21 protein-coding genes, 1 tRNA gene and 1 pseudogene are annotated in these 20341 nt (G+C 63.8%); 9 read left to right on the forward strand and 14 right to left on the reverse strand.

The genetic code is table 11. The features are described 5' to 3' along the window. From ACEU5R_RS14560 to ACEU5R_RS14590, 7 genes and pseudogenes are all read left to right on the forward strand, one after another. Positions 1-256, forward strand: a pseudogene (locus tag ACEU5R_RS14560) (hypothetical protein); the annotation flags it as partial. A 72-nt stretch (positions 257-328) separates the two neighbouring features. Then, entirely contained in the window at positions 329-1084 is a 756-nt protein-coding gene (locus ACEU5R_RS14565; protein ID WP_392410647.1) for an SDR family oxidoreductase, read from the forward strand. Next, positions 1081-1503 carry a VOC family protein gene (locus ACEU5R_RS14570; protein ID WP_392410648.1) on the forward strand — a complete coding sequence of 141 codons (423 nt, stop codon included), beginning with the start codon at positions 1081-1083 and terminating at the stop codon, positions 1501-1503. Before ACEU5R_RS14565 ends, ACEU5R_RS14570 begins: the two co-directional genes overlap by 4 nt. Before the next feature lie 60 nt (positions 1504-1563). Beyond that, a complete protein-coding gene (locus ACEU5R_RS14575) occupies positions 1564-2769 on the forward strand; it encodes an MFS transporter (RefSeq protein WP_392410649.1) in 1206 nt (401 codons plus the stop codon). 2 nt (positions 2770-2771) lie between these two features. After that, positions 2772-2963, forward strand: a complete 192-nt coding sequence (locus tag ACEU5R_RS14580) for a hypothetical protein (RefSeq protein ID WP_392410650.1) — start codon at positions 2772-2774, stop codon at positions 2961-2963. Between the two features lie 136 nt (positions 2964-3099). Next, positions 3100-3834: a cupin domain-containing protein gene (locus ACEU5R_RS14585; protein ID WP_392410651.1), complete on the forward strand. Its 735-nt coding sequence runs from the start codon at positions 3100-3102 to the stop codon at positions 3832-3834. Between the two features lie 271 nt (positions 3835-4105). Beyond that, positions 4106-4996, forward strand: a complete 891-nt coding sequence (locus tag ACEU5R_RS14590) for a LysR family transcriptional regulator (RefSeq protein ID WP_392410652.1) — start codon at positions 4106-4108, stop codon at positions 4994-4996. A gap of 23 nt (positions 4997-5019) precedes the next feature. Here the strand turns inward: ACEU5R_RS14590 and ACEU5R_RS14595 are convergent, their stop codons facing one another. After that, a complete protein-coding gene (locus ACEU5R_RS14595; RefSeq protein WP_392410653.1) occupies positions 5020-5313 on the reverse strand; it encodes a helix-turn-helix domain-containing protein in 294 nt (97 codons plus the stop codon). Between the two features lie 122 nt (positions 5314-5435). Here ACEU5R_RS14595 and ACEU5R_RS14600 point away from each other — a divergent pair, with 122 nt between their 5' ends. Then, on the forward strand, positions 5436-6074 hold the full coding sequence (locus ACEU5R_RS14600; RefSeq protein WP_392410654.1) for a substrate-binding domain-containing protein: 639 nt from the start codon (positions 5436-5438) through the stop codon (positions 6072-6074). Positions 6075-6129: 55 nt separating this feature from the next. Here ACEU5R_RS14600 and ACEU5R_RS14605 read toward each other — a convergent pair whose 3' ends face one another. The 3 genes from ACEU5R_RS14605 to ACEU5R_RS14615 form a co-directional block, all read right to left on the reverse strand. Then, a complete protein-coding gene (locus ACEU5R_RS14605; protein ID WP_392410655.1) occupies positions 6130-6351 on the reverse strand; it encodes a hypothetical protein in 222 nt (73 codons plus the stop codon). 800 nt (positions 6352-7151) lie between these two features. Beyond that, positions 7152-7991 carry a pirin family protein gene (locus ACEU5R_RS14610; protein WP_392410656.1) on the reverse strand — a complete coding sequence of 280 codons (840 nt, stop codon included), beginning with the start codon at positions 7989-7991 and terminating at the stop codon, positions 7152-7154. Positions 7992-8003: 12 nt separating this feature from the next. Continuing rightward, positions 8004-8615: an FMN-dependent NADH-azoreductase gene (locus tag ACEU5R_RS14615; protein ID WP_392410657.1), complete on the reverse strand. Its 612-nt coding sequence runs from the start codon at positions 8613-8615 to the stop codon at positions 8004-8006. A 114-nt stretch (positions 8616-8729) separates the two neighbouring features. On the opposite strand from ACEU5R_RS14615, the gene ACEU5R_RS14620 reads away from it, so the two are divergent. Then, positions 8730-9092, forward strand: a complete 363-nt coding sequence (locus ACEU5R_RS14620) for a winged helix-turn-helix transcriptional regulator (RefSeq protein WP_392410658.1) — start codon at positions 8730-8732, stop codon at positions 9090-9092. A 41-nt stretch (positions 9093-9133) separates the two neighbouring features. On the opposite strand, the gene ACEU5R_RS14625 is transcribed toward ACEU5R_RS14620, so the two are convergent. The 10 genes from ACEU5R_RS14625 to ACEU5R_RS14670 all read right to left on the reverse strand — a co-directional run bounded on the left by ACEU5R_RS14625 (position 9134) and on the right by ACEU5R_RS14670 (position 20246). Continuing rightward, a complete protein-coding gene (locus ACEU5R_RS14625) occupies positions 9134-11089 on the reverse strand; it encodes a tyrosine-type recombinase/integrase (RefSeq protein ID WP_392410659.1) in 1956 nt (651 codons plus the stop codon). Between the two features lie 226 nt (positions 11090-11315). Continuing rightward, positions 11316-11391 (reverse strand) — tRNA-Gly (locus ACEU5R_RS14630). A 256-nt stretch (positions 11392-11647) separates the two neighbouring features. Beyond that, positions 11648-12331: a Fe2+-dependent dioxygenase gene (locus tag ACEU5R_RS14635; protein WP_392410660.1), complete on the reverse strand. Its 684-nt coding sequence runs from the start codon at positions 12329-12331 to the stop codon at positions 11648-11650. Positions 12332-12354: 23 nt separating this feature from the next. Further along, positions 12355-14562, reverse strand: a complete 2208-nt coding sequence (locus ACEU5R_RS14640) for a TonB-dependent receptor (RefSeq protein ID WP_392410661.1) — start codon at positions 14560-14562, stop codon at positions 12355-12357. 173 nt (positions 14563-14735) lie between these two features. Then, positions 14736-15662 carry a dihydrodipicolinate synthase family protein gene (locus tag ACEU5R_RS14645; protein ID WP_392410662.1) on the reverse strand — a complete coding sequence of 309 codons (927 nt, stop codon included), beginning with the start codon at positions 15660-15662 and terminating at the stop codon, positions 14736-14738. Between the two features lie 29 nt (positions 15663-15691). Next, positions 15692-17245, reverse strand: coding sequence for a UxaA family hydrolase (locus ACEU5R_RS14650; RefSeq protein WP_392410663.1), 1554 nt, complete (start codon positions 17243-17245; stop codon positions 15692-15694). Positions 17246-17265: 20 nt separating this feature from the next. Further along, positions 17266-18063 carry a transporter substrate-binding domain-containing protein gene (locus ACEU5R_RS14655; RefSeq protein ID WP_392410664.1) on the reverse strand — a complete coding sequence of 266 codons (798 nt, stop codon included), beginning with the start codon at positions 18061-18063 and terminating at the stop codon, positions 17266-17268. 49 nt (positions 18064-18112) lie between these two features. Then, on the reverse strand, positions 18113-18841 hold the full coding sequence (locus ACEU5R_RS14660) for an amino acid ABC transporter ATP-binding protein (RefSeq protein WP_392410665.1): 729 nt from the start codon (positions 18839-18841) through the stop codon (positions 18113-18115). Between the two features lie 34 nt (positions 18842-18875). Then, entirely contained in the window at positions 18876-19520 is a 645-nt protein-coding gene (locus ACEU5R_RS14665) for an amino acid ABC transporter permease (RefSeq protein ID WP_392410666.1), read from the reverse strand. Between the two features lie 42 nt (positions 19521-19562). Then, a complete protein-coding gene (locus ACEU5R_RS14670; protein WP_392410667.1) occupies positions 19563-20246 on the reverse strand; it encodes an amino acid ABC transporter permease in 684 nt (227 codons plus the stop codon). Positions 20247-20341: the final 95 nt, after the last annotated feature.

The following is a 20341-nucleotide window of genomic DNA, read 5'->3' on the forward strand; positions in this document are numbered from 1 at the left end:
CGCCAGCGCGCGGGCGATGCAGCTCAAACCAGCTCAACCACCATCGAGATCAACTAATCTTGCAACCCCGGACTTCCTCGTTATGAATGGCACGGCAAAAGGGGGCAGGTCAATCTGGCTCGGCGCCGGCGCCCAGTCCAACGCCGACCAAGGGTCCGATGTGGCGCCTCCCGAGGCCGATCTGGCAACGGCCCGGCACCTCGGTCAGCGTGTGGCTGAAGTGACCCTGCAACTGGCCAAGGGCAAAGCTGCCTGAAACGCGACCCGACACACCCTTGTGACGACGCAGGGATGCGTCGCCACTTCACTTCCCCAAAGGTAGATAAACATGAGCCGTTTGAAAGACAAGATCGCCTTGATCACCGGCGGAACCACGGGCATCGGCCTGGCTTCCGCCCACCTGTTTCGTAACGAGGGCGCGCGCGTCCTCATTACAGGCCAGGACGCTCAGCGCCTAGCGGCCGCGCAGAAGGACCTCGGCGACGATGTGGTTGCCATCCGCTCCGATGCCTCCAGGATCGCAGAGCTGCCGCAACTAGCGGCACAGGTGAAGCAGCACGTCGACCACCTGGATGTGCTGTTCATCAATGCCGGCATCGCCAAGTTCGCTCCATTGGAGGAGATGACCGAGGACCTGTTCGATGAAATCCACGCAATCAACGTCAAGGGCGTGGTGTTCACCGTGCAGCAACTGCTCCCCCTGCTGGGAAAGGGTTCCAGCATCGTCGTGAACACGTCCATCAATGCTCGCCTGGGCATGCCCGGCACGCTGGCCTACGCCTCCTCGAAGGCTGCGGCACGCTCGCTGGTGCGTGTGCTGGCCGGTGAGCTGGCCGAACGCGGCATACGGGTCAACGCGATCAGTCCCGGCCCCGTCACGACGCCGCTGTACGACAAGCTCGGGATGAGTGCGCAGCAGTTGGACGAGCGCGCGGCTCAGATGGCCACGCACATCCCACTGGGACGGTTCGGCACGCCCGAGGAAATTGCCAACGCAGCGCTGTTCCTGGCGTCTGCAGAGTCGTCCTATTTCACTGGTGGTGAGTTTGTCGCTGATGGCGGCTGGACGCAGGTGATCCCATGAGCGACACGACCACATCGGCCATCGACAAGCTGCGCTTCGAGAACATCGCCATTTCCGTGTCCAACCTCGATCAGGCCATCGCGTGGTATCGCGACGTCCTAGGCTTCCGTGAGGTTCGCTCAGGCGAGTTCGCCATCGTAGGAGCCCACTTCGCCTTCCTGGAGGGCAAGGGCATGTTGATCGAGCTGATCAGCACAGGGAAAGCACCCCGTCCGTCATCACTCGTCGAGCCTCCGCACCATCTGGAAAGCGCTGGCTTCAAGGCCATCGTCCTGCGAAGCGACGACCTGGCGCAAGTCACCCAGGAACTGGAACGCAAGGGTGTCACGCTCGTTTGGAAGGAGCAGGTTATCACCGCCGGCATCGCCTCGACATTGATCCGGGATATGGATGGGAACTTCATCAACATCTTTGGTTGAGCTAACCCGGATGTTTCATAAACCCGCTACGGCCTTTCCGCCGAAATCCGAGGATGATCGATGACTGCTTCGCCCGCCGTCGCCAGGCCCGCGCTCAGCCGCGGCCATTACACCCTGGTGCTACTTGCGCTGGCCTTGGGCTTTTTCGCGATCGGCACCAGCGAGTTCGCGCCGATCGGGCTACTGCCGAGCCTGACCGCCGGGCTGGCGATCAGCGAGCAGCAGGTCGGCCACATCATCAGCGCCTATGCGTTGGGCGTGGTGGTCGGCGCGCCGCTGCTGGCGATCACCTGCGCGCGGTTGCGGCGCAAGCCGATGTTGCTGGCGTTACTGGCGCTGTACGTGGCCGGCAGCGTCGCCACCGCATTAGCGCCGGGCTACTACAGCATGGTCGTGGCGCGTTTCGTTGTCGGCCTGCCGCATGGCGCATTCTTCGGCGTGGCGGCGCTGGCGGCGGCGGCGATCACCCCCACGCAGAATCGCGGCAAGGTGGTCGGGCAGGTGTTTTCCGGGCTGACCGTGGCCTTGTTGCTCGGCAACCCGCTGGCGACCTGGCTCGGCCAGGCTCTGAGCTGGCGGCTGGCATTCTGGTTCGTCGCGCTGGTGCTGGTGCTGACCATGGCGTTGATCGCTTGGTTGTTGCCGGACGACCGCAGCGAGCACCCGGCGCGGCCGCTGGCGGAACTGAAGGCGTTCAACCGTGCTCCGGTGTGGCTGGCGCTGGCAATCGGCGCAATCGGCTTCGCCGGTATGTTCTGCGTCTTCAGTTACCTGGCGCCGGCGATGACCGAGGTGGCCGGGTTGTCCAAACGCTGGATTCCGTTCGGCATGGTCGCGTTCGGCGTCGGCGCCTTTATCGGCGCGCAGGCCGGCGGCTGGCTGTTCGACAAGTTCGGTTTGCGCGCCATCGCGATCATCCTCGGTTGGTCGCTGCTGGTGCTGCTGGCGTTCGGCTGGGCTGCGCATTCGCCTTGGCTAGTGCTGCCGGCGGCGGCGCTGGTCGGCACGATGATGGCGATGTCGCCGGCGCTGCAGTTGCATCTGATGGACGTGGCCGGCAAAGCGCAAACCTTGGCCGCGGCATGCAACCACTCGGCGTTCAATTTCGCCAATGCGCTGGGCCCGTGGCTAGGCGGAATGGCGGTGGCGGCAGGCGCGAGCTGGAGCGTCATCGGCCCCGTGGGCGCAGCGACCGCGTTGGCCGGCCTCGGCATCTGGTGGCTGGCCGAGCGAGTGCAAGCGCGGCACTCTCCCAAAGGGAGATAAACATGAGCCGTTTGAAAGACAAGACCGTCTTGATCACCGGCGGAACCACAGGCATCGGCCTGGCTTCCGTCCACCTGTTTCGCAGCGAGGGCGCGCGTGCCCTCATATCACAGGCCAAGATCCTCAGCGCCTCGCTGCCGCGCAGAAGGACCTCGGCGACGATGGACGGAAACTTCATCAATATCTTTGGTTAAGACCGACAGGGAGGTGAATCGACAAGAAAGCGACTGGATAGATCGACACCAAGGAGGCGAATAACGGCCTGGCTCACGTTGTTCCACCGAGTTTCGCCGCAGACACCGCATGCAAGGAAAGACTAAGGAGTTGACGATGAAGAACTATGCATTCAATCGTTCTCGCAGACCCAAGCACAAGCATCAGGACAGTCCTTACGACCTGTTGAAGATTTTCCACATCAAGCCGGACAGGAACCCGCTGGTGCTGGAAGGACCAGGCGGCGAAATCTTTACCTTCCACAAGGTAGGAGCCACTACCGGACAGAGGTACGCCTTGGCCGAGATCACATTCGAGGCAGGGCCCGGTCCATTTCCCCATATCCATCATTACGAGAACGAATGGCTGTACATCGCAGAAGGTGCCGTTCTTGTTGCAATGGGGGAAAAGCACCATCCCGATATTGACGATGTTCCGGGCATCAACTCGCCCAAGGATGTGCTCCACACCGAGGTCGCCGGACCTGGCACACTGATTTATCTGCCGCGCTATCACGTGCACACGTTCGGAAACCAAGGCCTGACTCAAGCTCGGATGTACGCAGTATGGGCGCCCGCCGGCATCGAAAACTTCTTCCAAGCGCAAATCGGACTCACGCCGGAAGAGGTTTCGCAGATGGCACCGCAATATGGGTTGACCTTCAGTAGTACGAGAGATCAGTACGTCGAGGGAATGGTCAGCGGTGGCTCGACGCATTCGGCCGACAACCATCTTGAAGAATTCGTCGATCTGCTTTCGACAAGAACCACCGGCCAACAGGAGGATGTGCCAGAGATCAAGGCCTGGGAGCGGGCTGCCGGTGTCTGGCAATTAGCTCCCGCAAGTGATTGACAGGTGACCACGGCATTGCGGCCCGGCCAACGTGGCGACCGCAATGCCGCTCGGAGCACCGCAAACGCATGCACGGCGCGCACCGGAACAGGGTGCGTTGAGGCAAGACCGTAGTTCTGCAGCCCTTTTGTATGAAGACACATAGTCGTCGCGTCCCGGTATCACCTGCTGCAGAACGCAAAGAAGCTCCACACTAGGGAACGGATGCCGCAGCCAAGTAGCTGCCGAAACGGTGCCAAGGGACGCGACAAAAGCAATGCCGGGAGCACCGATGGAACTCAGGCACTTACGCTGCTTTGTCGCCTTGGCTGAGGAATTGCACTTCAGCCGGGCCGCTGAGCGCCTGCATATTGAGCAACCACCGTTGTCGCGAGCCATCAAGGAGTTGGAGGAGGAACTGGGCGTGATTCTCTTTGATCGGAATCGACGAGGAACAGTCCTAACTCCAGCCGGTACCGTTTTCTTGCGGGACATTCGTAGGTTATTTACGGTCCTGGAGCACGCGCGAGAAAACGTAAGTGCCATCGCAGCAGGTCTACGCGGTTGCCTGCGGGTTGCGATCTCCGATGGCGCAATCGATCCTCGTCTGTCGGCGTTTCTGGCCCGTTGCCGGGAGGAAGAGCCGGAGATCGAGATACGTCTTTCGGAGGTTCCGCTTGCCGAACAATTGCGAGGGCTACGATCGGGCGACTTTCTGATCGGCTTCGCTCACACAGGCGACGTGGGCGACGACGTCATTGCCGAACCGATCTGGCAAGACCCCTTGGTCGTGGCCGTTCCCATTCGCCATCCGCTACTTGCCCACAAGGAAGTGCCGTTACAGGAACTTGCGAGCCATCCGCTGGTTTTTTGCGACCCCCAGGTATGCGAAGGCTATTGCCGCGAACTGGCTCGTGTTCTTCGGCCTATGGAGCGAGAGCCGAATGTGGTTGCGCACGTGGCTTCACTGCACATGATGCTTACCTTGGTTGGGGCCGGCTACGGCGTCGGCTTCACCACAGCGGCCAGAATGGCAGTTAATCAACGTCCTGATGTCGTCGGTCGCCCCTTGGCTTTGGAGGAAGCCGTCATCACGACCTATCTGCTTCGGCCTCAAAGTACGATCCTATCGCCACCCTTGGATCGGTTTGTCACGCGCTTGCGCTCACAGGCTGAGGGGTGAGTATGGTTTGACCCAGCGATGGCTCATGAATCGATATCGGCACGAAGATTGCGTTCAGTTGCTGCCATCAGTTCCGCTGCGCTTATCTGGAGCGCTGCGGCGATTTTGAGGATGAGCGGAAGCGTGGGCACATGTTGCCCGCGTTCGATCTTGCCCATGTGAGAACGCGCTATTCCTGCCCGAGCTGCGAACTCGTCTTGGGCAACCCCTTGAGCGACGCGAGCAGCTCGCACGGCCTGTCCGAAGGCCAACGCTGGTTTGGATTCATACGTGGATGTTCCAGAGGGGCGCCCTGGCTGAATAGTCGTCTTCTGCATTAGCAGAAGCGTCGAACAATCCACCGAAATTAACCACGTTAAAGTTCTAGACGTTAAAGTTCTCTCTTTACTATCATGTTGGCTTGCCCTTGACCCGTTTTTGTCGCTTCTGCGGGGCTTCCATGCACAACGTCACCAGTCACCCCTTCTGTCTCAGGCTTGCGGTAACGCCGGGTGTTTCTTCCTCGCAGCTTTCAGCGCTTCTCGCGCTGCATCGCGCGGAAGCGCCGGAGGTCGCTGTCACGTTTTTCGAGGTCACGGGTGAAGAATTGCGGGCTGGCCTTCGTGAAGGACGCTACGATGCCGGAGTGTCGCTTCAGGTGTTCGGCGACCCGGACCTCAGAACGCAGCCGTTATGGACGGAGATCATGGCCGTCGCCTTGCCGCCGCGATTTCGCTTGCTCGAACGGGGGAAGCTCACTCTCTCCGACCTCAAGGACTATCCAGTCTATCGTTGGCAAGAGGAGGTTTGCCCTCTCTTGGATGAGCAGTTGGTAGCTCTCATGCCTCTTGACCAGCAGAACGTCCAGCGAGTGACTTCCTTTGAGATGATGGCGCTATGGGTCGCGGCTGGTTACGGGGTCGGGATAGCCGCGCATTCGCGCATCGTGCGTGCTCATGGGTGGGGTCTCAGCATGCGGCCACTCGCCGACGGCCCTTACGAGGTCGTGACATATCTACAGCGGCCCCACGTGCAAGTTGAGGCCACTGATCGGTTTGAACGCAGGGCGTTGCAAGTTGCCAAGGCAGGCTCACCGTAGTGATACCACTATGGCGAGGTGATTCTCACCCCAGCCATAGGTTGGAACGCGAAGATTAGACCGCCTCAAGCACCGCTGCGCGATCTACAAGCAGGCGAATGCTCCGCCGCACAGCTTCAGAAATGGACCGCGGCATAACGACGTCGGGCACAGCCGCGTGGCGCAGGTAGTCGCCAATGAGGACCAGGATGATCGCAGGCATGTTTGCCCGCGTGACCGCGTCAATGACTGCGCGATCCCCCAGGTCAGGGTGAGGTTTGATCAGCGTGCGGTACAAGTCCCAAGAATCCGCGTGCAGGCACTGGTTCATGAGCACCTGTGCCAGCTTGTGCTTGAGTGGAACCCGCTGCCAGTCGCGGGATGCCCTAGGCGAGGGACACGGCCACCGCAGCGGCTGCGTCCACCGCTTCTTCCACTTCCGATATCGCCGGAGCCCCGACGATACTAATGGCCAGGTGCACGCTCTCAGCTTCGATCTGGCCCTGTTGTTCGAGGTGGTCGAGACGATCGGGCCCAGCCCTACACCATCCGGCGCGCGGCTCACCGTACCTGACGCGGTTGTAGGCAGAACCCACTTTGTTGGGGTCGGAGCGCGGAAGCTGTCACGCCCACCAAATCTTGGCATAACGATCTCATTGAGTGTCGTCGAGATGGTTCCCGGCTTCGCCGCACCAGCTCAGATGCGGGTGGAGCACCATGGGTGCAGATAACCTCCCTCAAACGAGGCATATGAGAACTCAAGGGCGGCAAGATCGCGCACAGCGTCATCACGTCGTTCTGATTTCTCCCGGCGTTCGGTCGTTCCGTCCTGTTCAGGAGAATCTGCCGTGCAATCCGCGTTCGTCGTTGCAGCCCCATCGCCACGCCGCCATCGTGTCGCGTTCGCCCTCTTGCTTGGGCTCGCCGCCATGCCGGCGTGGGCGGCGAACGTGCCGCAAACCGTCCAGTTGACTTCCGGCCTCAACACCGGCGGCACGAGCTTTCTGGATGGATTCACCCGCACCACGCCTGACCGCATGACTGCTGATTGCAGACCCACCTGCACACCGTTCAGGCCGCCTCATTTGTGCGACGCCATCAATCAAGTCCGAAATGCGCGCCCTGCCGGCGGAAATCCGCAAAAGCCGCCTGGATCTCCGCTTCGCTGTTCATCACGAATGGGCCGTGCGCTACCACGTGCTCCCGCAGGGGCCGCCCGGCAAAGAGGATCGCCCGCATCGGCTCCTCTAGGGTGGCGAACGCGACGGAGCTTGCTTCGTCCTCGTGGCTTAGCCAGGCCACCTGTCCGGCACGTACCTGCGTCGCGCTGGCCCCGATGACGCCAGCGCCCTCCAGGATCACCACAAACCCGTTGTAATCCGGTGGCAGGTCCTGCTGGAAGTTCGCATTCGGCTGCAGCCGTACTTCGACCATGGTGACGGAGGCATGGTTGCGGGTGTCGGCCCGCACCTCACCGGACGCACCCGAAAACACCCGCGCTTCGCCGCGGGAAAGCTCCCGTGTCGGTACACGATCCGCACGTAACTCCTGCACGCTCGCCTTCACCATCTTCGTCAAGCGGGGCAGATTGACCCACAATTGCAAGGTGTGCACGGGGCGCTCATCCACCGGGACTTCGTTGTGGATCAGGCCCCGACCTGCCGTCATCCACAGTGCCTCGCCTGGGCCAATGACACCTTGATGGCCGTGGTTGTCGTAATGGGAATTGGAACCCTCCAGCATGTAGGTCACCGTCTCGATTCCTCGGTGCGGGTGATTTTCGAAGGCCCCCCGTGCATACCAGTCCTCCATGAGGAGCAGAAACGGGTCGTTCTCCTCCCACTGCCCAGGTGCCACAAGCACCCGGGCCTGGCGGTCTGGCCCGATATGGTTGGTTGCCGGCGTCTCCACACGCCGCACGTCACGAGACTTGACCACGTTGCCTCCGGCTTAGATGGTGAGTGACGCGATCTGCTCGGCCGCAGCGTCCAGGGCATTGGTACGCTGTTCCGGCCCGATGTTCAGGCCCTCGGCGATGACAGTCTGCAGGTCTGTGACGCCTACAAAGCCGAAGATCGCTCGCATGTAAGTCTCGGCATGCTCTACTGCGGCGGCCGGCGAGCCCGGGCTGTAGAAGCCGCCACGCGCGACGGCCAACACGACCTTCTTATCACCGGCCAGGCCGACCGATCCCGCTTCGGTGTAGCGGAAGGTCTTGCCAGCGACCGCGATCCGGTCGACCCAGGCCTTGAGCTGGCTGGAGATGGTGAAGTTGTAGAGCGCGACGCCCACGACCACGATATCGGCGGCCAGGAATTCCTCCAGCACGTCGCTGCTCAGGGCAAGATCGTGCTGCAAGGCGCCGTCATGCTCGCCCGCCGCGCCGCGGGCTGCGGCCAGGTAGGCGCCAGACAGATGCGGGATGGGGTCGGCCGCCAGGTCGCGGTACTGGACGCTGACCGTCGGGTCGTTGGTGGTGATGTGCTTGACCACATCGGCGGACAACTGGCGGCTGACCGAGTTCTGGCCAAGGATGCTGGAATCGAGATGGAGCAGTTTCAAGGGTAGTACCTCTTCGTTTGGTGGTGTAAATTTGATACTAAGGACGAATTGAGAACCACACAAGAAGGCACATCCGTGATACCAGATACCCCTGCTGTGACCGAGACACCCGCAGTGAACTACTCCAACTGCTGCAAGGCCGTGCTCGAAACGCTCTCGCGCATCGGCGACAAATGGAGTGTGCTGACCATCATGCAACTGGCCGACGGGCCGCGCCGGTTCAACGAGATCCGGCGCATGACCAGCGGTATTTCGCAGCGCATGTTGACCCTGACGCTGCGGCACTTGGAGCGTGACGGCCTGGTGACGCGAACGGTCTATCCGACCGTCCCGCCACGGGTGGAGTACGAGCTGACCTCGATGGGGCATTCGCTACGCACCCCTTTTCAGATCTTGGGTGAATGGGTGGCCGAGCACCAGAGCAACGTCGAAGCCGCGCGACGGGCTTTCGACAGCCGAAGCGAGGTCGATCGCTGAATTTCTCCTCGCGCTCTCCGTGCGCGAAGAGATTTCAAAATTCAAGGCGTCAGCTCTGCTTGAACGGCTTGCGTACTATCCACCAGCCGACGAATGCTCTGCCATACATCGTCGGAGATCGGCGCCGGGGGCGCGACCGTATCACTCGCCTCTGCATATTGCTGTTCGCAGTTCGTGATGACCCGGATGATCGCAGCCACATTGGTCGGCGTCACCACATCGATGGCAGCGCGATCACCCAGGTCGGGGTGTGGCTGGGTCAGCATGCGGTACAGGTCCCACGAATCCGCATGCGGGCACTGGTTCATGAGCACCTGCGCCAGCCTGTGCTTGAGCGGCACCAGTTGCCAGTCGGGAACCCGCTGCCCCCGGTTGCCCAGGCTGATCGACAGCAGCTTGCCCGCCTTCAGCTCGCGGTTGATCTGGTCCTTGGACTTGCCGGCCAGCTTGCCGAACAGCGGCACCGGCAGATTGTTCGGCGACTCGTAGATGGCCAGCATTTCCTCGCGCTCGCGCTGGATCGCGGAGACTTCCGGCTCCGGGGCATGCACCGGGGGCGGCGGCACCTGCGAAAGCCGCTGAAACGTGATTCCACCGCTGTTCGGCGTCACGACGATGGGCGTGGCTACCACGGGCGGAATGCCGGGGACAGCAGGCTCGGCTACTGCGGGGGCCGCGCCCGCCACTTCCTCCACTTCCGCCATCGCCGGAACCCCGTCGATGCGGATGGTCAGGTGCGCGCTCGCGGCTTCCACTTCGCCCTGTTCGAGCAGGTCAAGGCGATCGGCCCAGTCCTGCATCATCCGGCGGCGGGGCTCCACGTATTTGGCATGGTTGTACGCCGAGCTGACCTTGTTGGGGTCGGAGTGTGAAAGCTGCGCGTCCACCCAAATCTTGGGGTAACCGATCTCGTTGAGCGCCGTCGAGATGGTGCCGCGGATGCCATGGCCGGTCAGGCGCCCCTCGTAGCCCATGAGCTGCAGGGCCTTGTTGAGGGTGTTCTCGCTGATGCGCTTCTTGAGTTCGCTGCGGTGCGACAGTAGGTACTTCTGCGCCGGCCGCATCACGCCCAGGAGATAGCGCACGATCTCGATGGCCTGCAGGGACAGGGGCACGATGTAGGGCGGCACGTCCTGCGGGCGCTTCCCGGCCTTGCGCATTTCGTCCTGAAGCTGCTTGACGACCTGCGGCGGGATGATCCACAAGCCCCGGTCGAGGTCGAATTGCTCAGGCTCGGCCAGCCGCAGCTCGCCGGTGCGCACCCCCGTCAGGAACAGCAGCCGGACGCCAAGCTGGGTCTGCCAGCCGCGGGGGTTGTAGAGCCGGAGCTTCTGAAGGAACTCGGGCAGTTCGGGCAGGTGCAAGTAGGGGTTGTGAGCCACCGGGGGCTTGGGCTCAGCCACCACGTCCAGGTCCGCAGCCGGGTTGACTTCCAGCCCCTCGGCGATGACCAAGGCATAGCGGAACATCTGGTTGAACCAAGTGCGGACTTTCTCGGCGGTGGTGAACGCCTTGCGCTTCTCAATTGCCGCCACGACGCCCACGAGTTGGGGGCGACGAATGTCGTAGATCGACATCTTGCCCAAAGTAGGCAGCACGTCCTTGTTGAAAATGCGCAGGATCTGCGACAGCGTGCTCTGGCGGCCTTCCTTGAGTTCCTTGTGGCGATGCTCGACCCAGGCATCGAAGACGTTCTTGAAGGTGTATTCGCCCGCCAGCTTGGCCGCGTGCCGGCGCTGGTCGCGTTCGATTTGGGGATCGATCCCCCTGGCGAGCAGCGCTTGAGCCTTGTCGCGCTCGGCGCGGGCCTCGCGCAGGCTGAGGGCGGGATAGCCACCCAGGGACATGCGTTTCTGCTTGCCCAGCCAGTAGTAACGGAAGATCCACGACTTGCCGCCTGCGGCAGAGACCATCAGGCCCAGGCAGTCGTTGTCGGAGAGGGTGTAGCGCTTGCCGGTGGTCCTTGCCTGCCGGACGGTCAGATCAGAGAGTGCCATTTCGAGGCTCCTAAGTTAGGACTTAGGCCTAATGCTCGTCATGGTTCCCGCTCAGCCCCAGCAACTATCCGGTAGCCGTCCCAACCGTATTCTTGTGCCTCAATTGGTCACTCAAAAACGGTAGCTGTGGGTGGATTTCCGTGGCGCTCGCTGGAATGAAAAAAGGGGCCGAAGCCCCTCTTTTCAACGACTTACAGACGTCAGTAGAAGTCTGTAGATCACTATCTGGAGCGGGAAACGAGTCTCGAACTCGCGACCTCAACCTTGGCAAGGTTGCGCTCTACCAACTGAGCTACTCCCGCGTTTGCATTGCTGCAATTTGATGTTTGCCGTTTCTTGCGTTTTTTGTTCGCGGTTTGCTATTCGCAGTTCACCGCGCACCGGCATTCACCAAAGACAGCGATTATACACAGTTTTTGGGACGTGTGCGCGCAAGTGGCAGGCAGGGGCAAGGTGGCGGTTCGCCGGAGCGTGGGTGGCGCCGGAGGCCGGCCTCGGCCAGCGCGGCCGGCCCCGCCGCATCAGGGACTCCCGGGATGCTTTGGGGGCGGGGAAGCGCTAGGGATGCGCCCAGCGGCGCAGCAGGTTGTGGTAGGTGGCGGTCAGGCGAACCACCACGCCATGGCCGGCGCCCAGCTGCTGCCCGGCATCCTGGATGGCGCCGTCCAGGTCGAACAGCAGCCCGCGCTGGCCGTCGTCGCGGATCATGCTCTGGATCCAGAAGAATGAGCACAGGCGCATGCCGCGCGTCACCGGTGTGACGCGATGCAGGCTGCCGGCGGGATACAGCACCATGTCTCCCGCCGGCAGCTTGACCGCATGTTCGCCATAGGTGTCCTGGATGACCAGCTCGCCGCCGTCGTAGCTGTCCGGCTCGGACAGGAACAGCGTGGCCGACAGGTCGGTGCGGATGCCGGACGTCGCGCCGGGCGCATAGCGGATGGCGTTGTCCACGTGCAGGCCGAAGGACTGGCCTTCGCCGTAGACGTTGAACAGCTTCGGGAAGATGCGCGCCGGCAGCGCGGCCGACATGAAGAGCGGATTGCGGGCCAGGCCCTGGTCGATCAGCGCGGCGGCCTGCAGCCCCTGTTCGGAATCGGCGGGCAGCTGCAGGTTGTTCTTCACCAGGGCGGACTGGAAGCCGGCGGTGCCACGGCCGTCCCGCCAGTCCGCCTGCTGCAGCAGTTGCCGGCAGCTCGTGAGCGGGCCGGTGGCCAGCACGCCGGGTACGTGGACGATCATCGCGGCGGCTTCCTGTCTGTGGCCTAGAACTTGTAGATAGCCGACAGCATGGCCGAGCGGCCGTCGCCGTACTCGATGGCGGACGAGCGCGACTCGTTGCCCACCACCTGGCGCACGCGTTCGACGTAGGCCTTGTCGGTCAGGTTCTCGACGTTGAGCTGCAGCTTGAGGTTGCGGTTCACGTCGTAGGACGCCATCACGCTGTGGACCCAGTAGGCGTCGAGCTTGCCGTCGCCCTGCGAGGTGACGTTGCGCGTGCCCACGGCGCGCGCGCCATAGCCGACCGTCCAGCCGCCGGGCAGGGCATAGGTGGTCCACAGGCTGAAGGAGTTGCGCGGCGTGTTGCCCAGGGCGCGGCCGACGCGCAGCGGCTGGGTGGTCGACTTGCGCGTTTCGCTGTCCATGTAGGTGTAGTTGGCGTACACGTCCCACTGCGGCGTGACCTTGCCGGACAGGTTCAGCTCCAGGCCCTTCACGCGCTGGGCGCCGGCGAGCAGGTAGCTGCCATCGGCCAGCGCTTCGCGGGCATTGGTCTTGTCCACCTGGAACAGCGCGCCGCCCAGCGCCAGGCGCTGGTCCAGCAGTTCCCATTTGGTGCCCAGCTCCACCGTGCGATTCTTCTCCGGCGCCAGGCTGTTGTTCCTGGCATCCAGGCCGCCGCCCGTGGTGACCAGGAATTCCGCCGACGGGTTGAAGGACGTGCCGTAGGCCACATAGATGCGGCCGTTCTCGGCGGGCTTGAACGTCAGGCCGACGCGCGTGCTGAGCTTGCGGTCGGCGCTGTCGACATCCAGGCGCGCGCCGCCGACGGGGCGGCTGGACGACTTGGCGTCGATCCAGTCGTAGCGCAGTCCCAGGCTGACATCGAACATCCGGCCCAGCGCGATGGTGTCCATCGCATAGAGCGCCTTGGTGTCCAGGCTGGTCTTGTTGCGGGCGGAATCGCTCTTGCTGGTGGGGCCGTCCCAGCGGCCGGGCGGCCGGGACAGCTCGAAGCCGCCCGCGGGATAGTAGCGGTTGATGTTGTAGGAGTAGGTCGTGCGGTCATAGGTTTCGCGCGAGATCTCGAAACCCGTCACCAGCGTATGACCCAGGCCGAAGGTGTCGAACTTGCTGGTCAGGTTGGTCTGGTTGACCCACATTTCGGTGGTGGAATCGCGGCCATAGCCCTGCGGGCCCGCCGGCTTGTAGTAGCCCGGCCGCATGCCGCGCAGATCCACGTGCGAGGCCGATACGGTCGTGTCACGGCTCAGGCTGGAATAGCGGGTCAGGTTCTGCAGCTTGAGGTCGGCCGAGAAGTCGTGCTCGAGCTTGGCGGTGAGCGCGTTGGACTGAATCTTCTCCTTGTCCAGGTTGCGCCAGCCGAAATAGGACTCCCGCGAGACGCCGTCGAGTCGCTTGCCATAGAGCGCCGGCACGCCGAAATCGGGCAGGTTGTCGTCGGTCTGGTGCAGGAAGCTCAGCGTCAGCCGCGTCGGTCCGTTCATGCCCAGCGTCAGTGAAGGCGCCACGCCCCAGCGGCGCTTGTAGATTTGATCGCGGCCGGGCACGTCGTTGCCATGGGCCATCAGGTTCAGGCGGAAGGCGGCGAAGCCTTCGCTGCCCAGCGTCTGGTTGGTGTCGACCGTGAGCCGCTTGTAGCGGTCGGTGCCCAGGCGCGCGGCGATCTCGGTGGAATCCGTGGACTTGGGCTGCTTGCTGATCATGTTGATGCTGCCGCCGGTGGTGCCCGAGCCGCCGAAGACCGAGTTGGGCCCCTTGATGACTTCCACCGAGTCGAGGTTGAAGAGGTCGCTGCGGCTGGTCTGCGCGCTGTCGCGCAAGCCGTCCACCTGCATGTTCGCGTTGGCGCTGAAGCCGCGGATGTTGATCGAGTCGCCGGAACCGCCACCGCCTTCGCCCGCGTTGAAGGTGATGCCCGAGACATTGGACAGGGCCTGCCGCAGGCTGAGCGCGTTCTGTTCGTCCAGCACCTGGCGCGGCACCACGGTGATGGTCTGCGGCACGTCCAGCAGCGGCACGGCGTACTTGGCCGATCCGGAAACGTCGGTCTTGGAACCCGTGACCGCCTGCCCGCTGACCGTGACCGGCGCCAGTTGCACGCTCGTGCCGTCGGCGGCGCCTTGGGCATAGGCCGGCGCGGCCAGGGTGGCGGCGGTCGCGGCCGCGAAGGCGGAATAGAGACTGGCGCGGGGCGGCAGGGCGCGGGAGCGGATGTGCGGCGAGGTCATGATGAAATCCTTTTAATAGGAATGGTTCCTATTTCTATTAAAGATTTATCGAGCCTGTCGCCGCAATCGGATAAGTCCTATTCGTGATGGAAATGTATGAGCCGGCGCGCCGCGGGTCATCCTGAGCGCGGCAGCCGCCAACAGGATGATCCCCACGCTCGCCAGGCCCGTTATCAGGCCCAGCGCAGCACGAGCGGGTCTAGCCTCCGGGCGATATCCAACAGGCCCCGGCGTGTCTCCGGATGCAGGGCGGGCCAGGGATGCCTGGGCGCGTCGCAGCGGATGATGCCGCCTTCCTTCATCAGGGCTTTGGCCGCCAGAAACCCCGCCTGCCGGTTCTCATGGTTGATCAGGGGAAGCCAGGCCTGGTACTGCGCATAGGCCTTGTCCCGGTCCCCCGCCCGATAGGCGTCGATGATGGGCCGGATGCCGTCGGCGTAGCCGCCGCCCGTCATGGATCCGGTGGCGCCGGCGTCCAGGTCGGCCAGCAGCGTGATGCCTTCCTCGCCGTCCCAGGGGCCTTCGATGGCCTCGCCGCCCAGCTGGATGAGCTCGCGCAGTTTCGCCGCCGCGCCCGCCGTTTCCATCTTGAAATACGACACCTGCTCGATTTCGCGGGCCATGCGCGCCATGAAGGCGGGCGACATCGGCGTTCCCGCCACGGGCGCGTCCTGGATCATGATGGGAATGCGCAGCGCATCGGACAGGGTCGCGTAGAAATCGTGGATCTGCGCTTCGCCGACCCGGAACGTCGCGCCATGATAGGGCGGCATGACCATCACCATGGCGGCGCCCATGTCCTGGGCGCGCCGGCTGCGCTCGACGCAGACCGTCGAGCTGAAGTGGCTGGTGGTGACGATGACCGACACGCGGCCGTCCACGCATTGCAGGATCTGCCGCGTCAGGATCTCGCGCTCCTCGTCGGCCAGCAGGAATTGCTCCGAATAGTTCGCCAGCACACACAGGCCATCGACGCCGGAGTCGATCATGAACTGCACGCAGCGGCGCTGACCGTCCAGGTCCAGGCTGCCGTCTTCGTTGAAGATCGTCGGCACGACGGGGTAGAGGCCGCGATGGCGGGGAGGGTGAGAGAGGCTCATGGGATTCCAATCAAGGAGGATGGGAGGGATCAGGTGATCACGCTGGTTTGCCAGGGCACGAATTCCTGTTGCCCATATCCATGGCGCTCGCTGCGCGACGGCGCGCCGGAAGCGGTTGCAAGCAGTTGCTCGAACAGGATCGCGCCCAGTTCGGCGATGCCGCGCGTGCCGTCCAGCACATCGCCGCAGTTCAGGTCCATGTCGTCGGCCTGCCGGCGCCACAGGGCGGTGTTGGTGGCCAGCTTGAAAGAGGGCGCCGGCGCGCAGCCATAAGCGGAGCCGCGGCCGGTGGTGAAGCAGATCAGATTGGCGCCGCCCGCGACCTGGCCGGTGGCGGAGACCGGGTCATAGCCCGGCGTATCCATGAAGACCAGGCCCTGCGCGCGCACGGGTTCGGCGTATTGGTAGACCTCGACCAGGTTGGTGGAGCCGGCCTTGGCGATGCCACCCAGCGATTTTTCCAGCACCGTGGTCAGGCCGCCGGCCTTGTTGCCGGACGAGGGATTGTTGTCCATCGAGGCGCCGTTGCGGGCGCAGTATTCCTCCCACCAACGGATCCGTTCGAGGAGCTTGCGTCCGACGTCCGGCGTCTGCGCGCGCCGGGTCAACAGGTGTTCGGCGCCGTAGATCTCCGGCGTCTCGGAAAGAATCGCCGTGCCGCCGTGCTGGACGAGCAGGTCCACCGCCGCGCCCAGGACCGGGTTGGCCGAGATGCCCGAATAGCCGTCTGATCCGCCGCATTGCAGGCCCAGTCGCAGGTGGCTGGCCGGCACGGCCTGCCGGCGCACGGCGTTGGCCTGGGGCAGCATGTCTCGGATCAGCTCGATTCCCTTGCGGATCGTGTGGACGGTGCCCCCGCTGTCCTGGATGGTGAAGGTCCGCAGGCCGGGACTCTCGGCGAGGCCCTGCGTGGCCAGCAGGCGCGGGATCTGATTGGTTTCGCAACCCAGCCCGATGATCAGCACGCCGGCGAAGTTGGGGTGGCAGGCATAGCCGCCCAGCGTGCGCTGGAGCATCTTCAGGCCGTCGCCCTCCGCGTCCATCGCACAGCCGCTGTGATGGGTCAGCGCGACCACGCCATCGACATGGGGGTAGTCGGCCAGGGCCTCGGGATGGATGTCGCGCCGGAAGTGATCGGCGATCGCGCGCGCCACCGTGGCCGAGCAATTCACGCTGGTCAGGATGCCGATGTAGTTGCGCGTGGCGATCCTGCCGTCGGCCCGGGGAATGCCCAGGAACGTGGCGGGCTCGGCCGCCATCGTCGTGGCGCGCGCTTCCGCCGAGTGGGCATAGTCGCGCACGAAATCGCCGATGCTCAAATTGTGGCTGTGTACGTGCTGCCCCGGACTGATCGGCTGGCTGGCGAAGCCGATGATCTGGCCATAGCGCCGGACCGGCTCGCCGGCGGCCAGCGTCCGCGTCGCCATCTTGTGGCCGGGCGGAACCAATCCGGAAACGGTCACCGCTTCGCTGGCGACGTAGACGCCCGCGATCAACTGGTCCAGGGCCACGACCACGTCGTCGCGCGGATGCAGGCGGATGACGCGAGCCGGTTTCAAGGGGGCGGTATCGTTGCTGGGCATGTTGTGTTTCCCCGGGTGACTCAGCGCTGCATGTCCGCAGGCAAGGGCATGCCGAAGTAGCGTTGATAGATCTCGTTGAACGCGCCGTTCTTCAGGTTCGCGGCCACCCAGTCGTCCAGCCAGGCCTTCAGCTCGGGTTCGTTCTTGCGCAGCCCCACCGCATAGGGATAGGCCGTGGCGGTGAACTTGGGCACGATGTCCCGCGCCGGATTGGCCTGCCTGATTGCGAGCAGCACGCTGGGCGCGCCGACCAGGAAGTCCTGCTGGCCCGTGGCGACGGCGGTATTGGTGGTGGCGTCGTCCTCGTAGCGGACGATTCTCGCGCCGGGCACATCCTTCAGTCCGCGGCTCAGTTCCTGGTCGCTGGTGGTGCCGCGCGTCACCGCGATGGTCTTGCCGCGCAGGTCGGCGAAGCAGGCGACGGAAACCGACGCGGGGCCGGCCACCAACACGGGCACGACGCCGTAGGGCTCCGAGTACGCCACGACCTTCTTGCGTTCTTCGGTGATCGAGAAAGAGGCCAGCACCACATCGACCTTGCGGCTCAGCAGATAGGGCACCCTGTTCGGGCCGTTCACCGGCACGATCTCCAGGGCCACGCCCAGATCCTTGGCGAGCAACCGCGCCGCTTCGACGTCCGACCCCGTCTGGCGCGCCTGCTCATCGAGCATGCCGTAAGGCGGCGCGCTGATGTCGACGCCGACCAGGATCTTCTGGCGTTGCCTGATGGTTTCGAGCGTGTTGGACCAGGCGCCGGCGCTGGCCAGGAGCAGGCTGGATGCGACGAGCGCGGAAAGCAGCCGGGACAGGATTTTCATGGGATTCTCCCTATGGATGGCGGGATGGAAAGCTGGCGGCGTAACCGGGCTACAAGCCGCTGGAAATGAACTGCCGCAATTCGGGGGTGCGGGGCTGGTCGAGCATGCGGCCGTCTCCGTGTTCCCAGACGACGCCGTCATGCATGAACAGGATCTGATCGGCCACCGATCTGGCGAACGCCATTTCGTGGGTCACGAGCACCATGGTCATGCCCTCGGCGGCGAGCGATTCGATCACGCGCAGCACTTCGCCGGTGAGTTCCGGATCCAGCGCCGAGGTCACCTCGTCGAACAGCATCAGCTTGGGCTGCATGGCCAGCGAGCGGGCGATCGCCGCGCGTTGCTGCTGTCCGCCGGACAGTTGCTCCGGGTAGTAGTGGGCGCGGTCCCGCATGCCCACCTTGTCCAGGACCTGCATGGCCAGCGCGTCGGCCCGCGCGTCCGGCAGTCCCTTGACCTTGCAGGGCGCCAGTTTGACGTTCTGCAGCACGGTCAGGTGGGGAAAGAGGTTGTAGGCCTGGAACACGATGCCGACTTCCTGGCGCAGCGCCAGCAGGTTATGGCCGCCGCGTTCCAGCGCCCGGCCGCAGACTTGCAGCTGGCCGTCCTGGATCGTTTCCAGTCCGTTGATACAGCGCAGCGCCGTGGTCTTGCCCGAGCCGCTGCGGCCGATCAGCGCCACGACCTGGCCGGGGGCGACGGAAAAGCTGACGCCCTTCAACACCTGGGCATCGCCGAAGGACTTGCGTACCTGCTTGAAGCAAACGATGTCGCTCATGAAATCTGTCTCCTGATTTTTTCCAGCCTGTCGCCTAGACGCGGCGCAGGCGTTTCTCGAGCCGGTACGAGAGCACCGACAGGGGGTAGCAGATGGCGAAGTACAGGACGGCCGCGATGCTGAACACCGCGAAGGGCTCGAAGGTCGAGTTGTTCACGACGCGCGCGGAGTAGGTCAGGTCGAAGAAGCCGATCACCACCGCGTAGGAAGAGTTCTTCACGATCTGCACCAGGAATCCCACCGTGGGCGCCACCGCGATGCGCGCCGCTTGCGGCAGTACCACATGCCGGACGCACTGCAACGGGCGCAGCGCCAGGCACTCGGCGGCTTCCCACTGCGTCTTCGAGACGGCCTGGATACAGGCTTTCCAGATCTCCGCCAGGAACGCGGCCGAATACAGCGTCATCGCCAGGCCCGCCGCCGCCAGGCTGGGCAGGTCATAGCCGGCGATGCTGATGCCGAAATAACACAGGAACATCAGGACGGGCAGCGGAATGCCCTGCACCAGCTGGATGAGCGCGCCCGTCGTGGCGCGCCACAGGCGCGCGCCGCGGCTGCGCAACAGCGCCAGCGGCAGTCCCAGCAGCGCGCCGCCGGCGAAGCCGATCAGCGACAGCAACAGCGTCCAGCCCGCGCCATGGAGGATGAAGCGCAATTGTTCGAAGGAAATGCCCAACATGTGCCGACTCCGAGAGAGGGGGGAGGGACTGCCCTTGGGGCGCTACAGCGGCGTGCCAAGCCGGCGTTGACGGGTGAACGCCGCGCGGGCCAGGCTGGCCATCAGCAGGCGCAGTAGCCAGGACAGGCAGAGATAGACCAGGGCGACGACCAGATAGATCTCGAACCCGCGAAACGTCTCGGATTGGACGCTGTAGCCAGCCGAGGTCAGTTCCTCGACGGAGATCTGGGACATGATCGAGGTCGCCAGCAGCATCAGCACGAATTGGCTGACCAGCGCCGGATACATGCGTTCCACCGCCTGGGGCAGGATCACCAGGCGCAGGACTTTCCAGCGGTTCATGCCCAGACAGGACGCGGCCTCGATCTGGCCGCGAGGAATCGACTCGATGCCCGCCCGCAGGATTTCCGTGGTGTACGCGGATACGTTGATCACCAAGGCGATGACCGCGGCGGCAATCGCCGGAATGCGCACCTGCAGCGAGGCCAGGCCGAAGAACAGCCAGAAGGCCTGAATCACCAGCGGCGTGTTGCGGATCACGTCCACGTAGGCCGTGACGATCCGGCGCGCCGCGCGCGGCCCTTGCGTGCGGATCACGGCCAGCACCGCGCCCGCCAGGAATCCCAGCGCGATCGTCGCCAGGGACATGAGCGCCGTCGAGCGCGCGCCGGCCAGGAAGGCATCCCAATGCGTGGACAGGAAACTGAAGTCGAAGTCGTAATCCATGATCCCTCGTCCGCAAGGCTCGTGCTGGTGCTCAATAAAGGGTTGTTGCCGGCAATGATCAAAAATATAAACGATCAATGCCGGCAATAAGCGCT

Source organism: Achromobacter sp. 413638 (assembly GCF_043119405.1).
Classification (GTDB): Bacteria; Pseudomonadota; Gammaproteobacteria; order Burkholderiales; family Burkholderiaceae_B; genus Achromobacter.